Consider the following 3,544-nt stretch of genomic DNA (forward strand, 5'->3'; position numbering starts at 1 on the left):
CGCGCAACCGGCAAGAGCGTCATGCATGCAGTTTCGCATGGCGCCGCGACCTTCTTTTTCAGCGGAAAGTAACGATGCTAGACCATATTGACATGACCAAGCTGATCTTCGGCCGTCTGAGCTGGGAAGCGATTCCATACCATGAGCCGATCCTGATCGGTACCTTCGCCATGGTGGCGCTGGGCGGCATAGTGGTACTGGGCCTGCTCACCAAATATCGCCTGTGGGGCCCGTTGTGGCGCGACTGGATCACCAGCATCGACCACAAGAAAATCGGCATCATGTATGTCATCCTCGGCATCGTCATGCTGCTGCGCGGCTTCGCCGACGCGCTGATGATGCGCGCCCAGCAGGCCTTGTCTTTCGGCGATTCGGCCGGCTTCCTGCCGCCGCATCACTACGACCAGGTCTTCACCGCCCACGGCGTGATCATGATCTTCTTCGTGGCGATGCCGCTGGTCACGGGCCTGATGAACTACGTCGTGCCGCTGCAGATCGGCGCACGCGACGTGGCGTTCCCGTTCCTGAACAACTTCAGCTTCTGGATGACGACATTCGGCGCCGGCCTGGTCATGGCCTCGCTGTTCGTCGGCGAATTCGCCCGTACCGGCTGGCTGGCCTATCCACCTTTGTCGGGCATCCTCGGCAGTCCTGATGTGGGGGTGGACTATTACATATGGTCGTTGCAGATTGCCGGGGTAGGGACGCTCTTGTCAGGGATCAACCTGATCGCCACCATCGTCAAGATGCGCGCGCCGGGCATGAACATGATGAAGATGCCGGTCTTCACCTGGACGGCGCTGTGCACCAACGTGCTGATCGTCGCCGCTTTCCCGATCCTGACCGCCGTCCTCGGCATGCTGTCGCTGGACCGCATGTTCGGCACCAATTTCTTCACCAACGATCTCGGCGGCAACGCCATGATGTACGTGAACCTGATCTGGATCTGGGGCCACCCTGAGGTCTACATCCTGATTCTGCCTGCCTTCGGCATTTTCTCGGAAATCGTGTCGACCTTCAGCGGCAAGCGCCTGTTCGGCTACACCTCCATGGTGTATGCGACCGTCGTGATCACCATCCTGTCCTACCTGGTCTGGCTGCATCACTTCTTCACCATGGGTTCGGGGGCGAGCGTCAATTCGTTCTTCGGCATCACCACGATGATCATCTCGATCCCGACCGGCGCGAAGATTTTCAACTGGCTGTTCACCATGTATCGCGGCCGCATCCGTTTCGAAGTGCCCATGCTGTGGACCATCGGCTTCATGATCACCTTCGTCATCGGCGGCATGACCGGCGTGATGCTGGCGGTTCCGCCGGCCGACTTCGTGCTGCACAACAGCTTGTTCCTGATCGCCCACTTCCACAACGTGATCATTGGCGGCGTGGTGTTCGGCATGTTCGCGGGCATCAATTTCTGGTTCCCGAAGGCTTTCGGTTACAAGCTGGACGATTTCTGGGGCCGTTGCAGCTTCTGGTTCTGGTGCATCGGTTTCTGGGTTGCCTTCACGCCGTTGTACGTGCTGGGCTTCATGGGCGTGACCCGTCGCATGAGTCACTTCGAAGATCCGTCGCTGCAGATCTGGTTCCAGATCGCCGCCTTCGGCGCCTTGCTGATCGCAGCTGGCATCGGCTCGTTCATCATCCAGCTGGTGGTCAGCTACCTGCGCCGCGACAAGCTGCGCGACACGACCGGCGATCCATGGGGCGCCCGTACGCTGGAATGGTCGACTTCGTCGCCGCCGCCGGATTACAACTTCGCTTTCACTCCGCGCGTGCACGACAACGACGCCTGGGCTGACATGAAGGCCAATGGCTACACTCGTCCGCAAGATGGTTTCGTGCCTATCCACATGCCGAAGAACACCGGCGCCGGCTTCATCATTGCCGCTTTGAGCGCAGTGATCGGCTTTGGCCTGATCTGGCAGATGTGGTTGCTGGCCGGCGCTGGTTTCATCGCCCTGATGGCCGCGATCATCACGCACACCTTCAATTACAAACGCGATTACTACATTTCGGCCGACGACGTCGTCCTTACTGAAGCCAACCGCACACGCTTGCTGGATAGCCATGTCTGAGATTTCCCACAATTCCGCCGCAACCATGGACGCATCGCCTAGTTCGCGTTACTTCGTCAGGGAACATCATCCCGAAAACGGCACCTTGCTCGGTTTCTGGATGTACCTGATGAGCGACTGCCTGATCTTCGCCTGCCTGTTCGCCACTTACGCCGTGCTGGGCCGCAACTATGCCGGCGGTCCAACCGGCGCCGAGCTGTTCGACCTGCCGCTGGTAGCGATCAACACTTCCTTGCTGCTGCTGTCGTCGATCACGTACGGCTTCGCCATGCTGGAAATGCAAAAGCAGAAGGTCCGCACCACGCTGATCTGGCTGGCCGTTACCGGCTTGCTGGGCGCCGGCTTCATCTACCTGGAACTGTACGAGTTCGTGCACCTGATCCATGAAGGCGCGGGTCCGCAACGCAGCGGTTTCCTGACCTCGTTCTTCGCTCTGGTGGCGACCCACGGCCTGCACGTCAGCTTCGGCATCGTCTGGCTGATCACCCTGATGTTCCAGATCAACAAGCACGGCCTGACGCCTGAAAACGGTCGTCGCCTGATGTGCCTGTCGATGTTCTGGCACTTTTTGGACGTGGTCTGGATCGGCGTCTTCACCTTTGTTTACCTGATGGGAGTCCTGCCATGAGCGCGCCACAGCATCAAGAACACCCGTCACACGCCGAGAAATACGGCCATCAGGACGGCTTCGACGTACATCATCACGACCATACCGCCGACCACGGCAGCCTCAAGAGTTACACCATCGGCTTCGTGCTGGCGGTGATCCTGACGGCCATCCCGTTCTGGCTGGTCATGGGCAACGTGATCGAGAAATCCAGCACGGCAGGTTTTGTCCTGCTGGGCCTGGCGGTGGTCCAGATCGTGGTCCACATGATCTACTTCCTGCACATGAACTCCAGGTCCGAAGGCGGCTGGACCATCCTCGCGCTGATCTTCACGATCATGGTCGTGGTCATCATGCTGGCCGGTTCGCTGTGGGTCATGTATCACCTGAATCACAACATGATGCCCGGCATGAGCCAGGATCTGATCCAGGAAGCCGTGCCCGGTTCGATGCAGAACATGCAGCACAACATGCCCGGCATGAAGTGATCTGCCTGAATCTGAATCTGAATCTGAATCTGAACCCGCTGTAATCAGCAGTGACTCACAGCCACTCTCCAGGGCGCGCCGTTGCGGAAGCAGCGCCGCGCCCTCGGTCTTCCGGGCTGCGCCGTTTCCTTGCCGGCTGCATGCTCCTGGTTTTCCTCGGTTTCCTCGCGCTCGGCGCCTGGCAGGTCAAACGCCTGTTCTGGAAGCTCGACCTGATCGAGCGCGTCGACCGCCGCGTACATGCTGCACCGGTTGCACCTCCGGGTCCCGATGTCTGGTCAAACGTGACGGCCGATTCCCATGAGTATTTACATGTGCGCCTGAGCGGCACCTTCCTGTACGCCAAAAATTTTTAAAAATTTTTTTTTTTT

The 3,544-nt window shown here is 59.0% G+C and carries 4 protein-coding genes; all 4 read left to right on the top strand.

Features of this window, described 5'->3' with window-relative positions:
* Positions 1 to 74 precede the first annotated feature (74 nt).
* On the top strand, positions 75 to 2,078 hold the full coding sequence (gene cyoB / locus HLUSI_RS0118725; protein ID WP_029363756.1) for a cytochrome o ubiquinol oxidase subunit I: 2,004 nt from the start codon (positions 75 to 77) through the stop codon (positions 2,076 to 2,078).
* Positions 2,071 to 2,706, top strand: coding sequence for a cytochrome o ubiquinol oxidase subunit III (gene cyoC, locus HLUSI_RS0118730; RefSeq protein ID WP_016835407.1), 636 nt, complete (start codon positions 2,071 to 2,073; stop codon positions 2,704 to 2,706). The genes cyoB and cyoC overlap by 8 nt, the downstream gene beginning before the upstream one ends.
* Positions 2,703 to 3,173 carry a cytochrome o ubiquinol oxidase subunit IV gene (gene cyoD, locus HLUSI_RS0118735; RefSeq protein ID WP_016835408.1) on the top strand — a complete coding sequence of 157 codons (471 nt, stop codon included), beginning with the start codon at positions 2,703 to 2,705 and terminating at the stop codon, positions 3,171 to 3,173. Before cyoC ends, cyoD begins: the two co-directional genes overlap by 4 nt.
* A 140-nt stretch (positions 3,174 to 3,313) precedes the next feature.
* Positions 3,314 to 3,529, top strand: coding sequence for an SURF1 family cytochrome oxidase biogenesis protein (locus HLUSI_RS29560; protein ID WP_016835409.1), 216 nt, complete (start codon positions 3,314 to 3,316; stop codon positions 3,527 to 3,529).
* The last annotated feature ends 15 nt before the right edge of the window (positions 3,530 to 3,544 follow it).

It is taken from the genome of Herbaspirillum lusitanum P6-12, from assembly GCF_000256565.1.
In the GTDB taxonomy this organism is placed as follows: domain Bacteria; phylum Pseudomonadota; class Gammaproteobacteria; order Burkholderiales; family Burkholderiaceae_D; genus Herbaspirillum; species Herbaspirillum lusitanum.

Coding starts and splice junctions, on each gene's coding strand:
- cyoB (WP_029363756.1), top strand. CDS start 75: ATGCTAGACCATATTGACATGACCAAGCTGATCTTCGGCCGTCTGAGC.
- cyoD (WP_016835408.1), top strand. CDS start 2,703: ATGAGCGCGCCACAGCATCAAGAACACCCGTCACACGCCGAGAAATAC.
- cyoC (WP_016835407.1), top strand. CDS start 2,071: ATGTCTGAGATTTCCCACAATTCCGCCGCAACCATGGACGCATCGCCT.
- HLUSI_RS29560 (WP_016835409.1), top strand. CDS start 3,314: ATGCTCCTGGTTTTCCTCGGTTTCCTCGCGCTCGGCGCCTGGCAGGTC.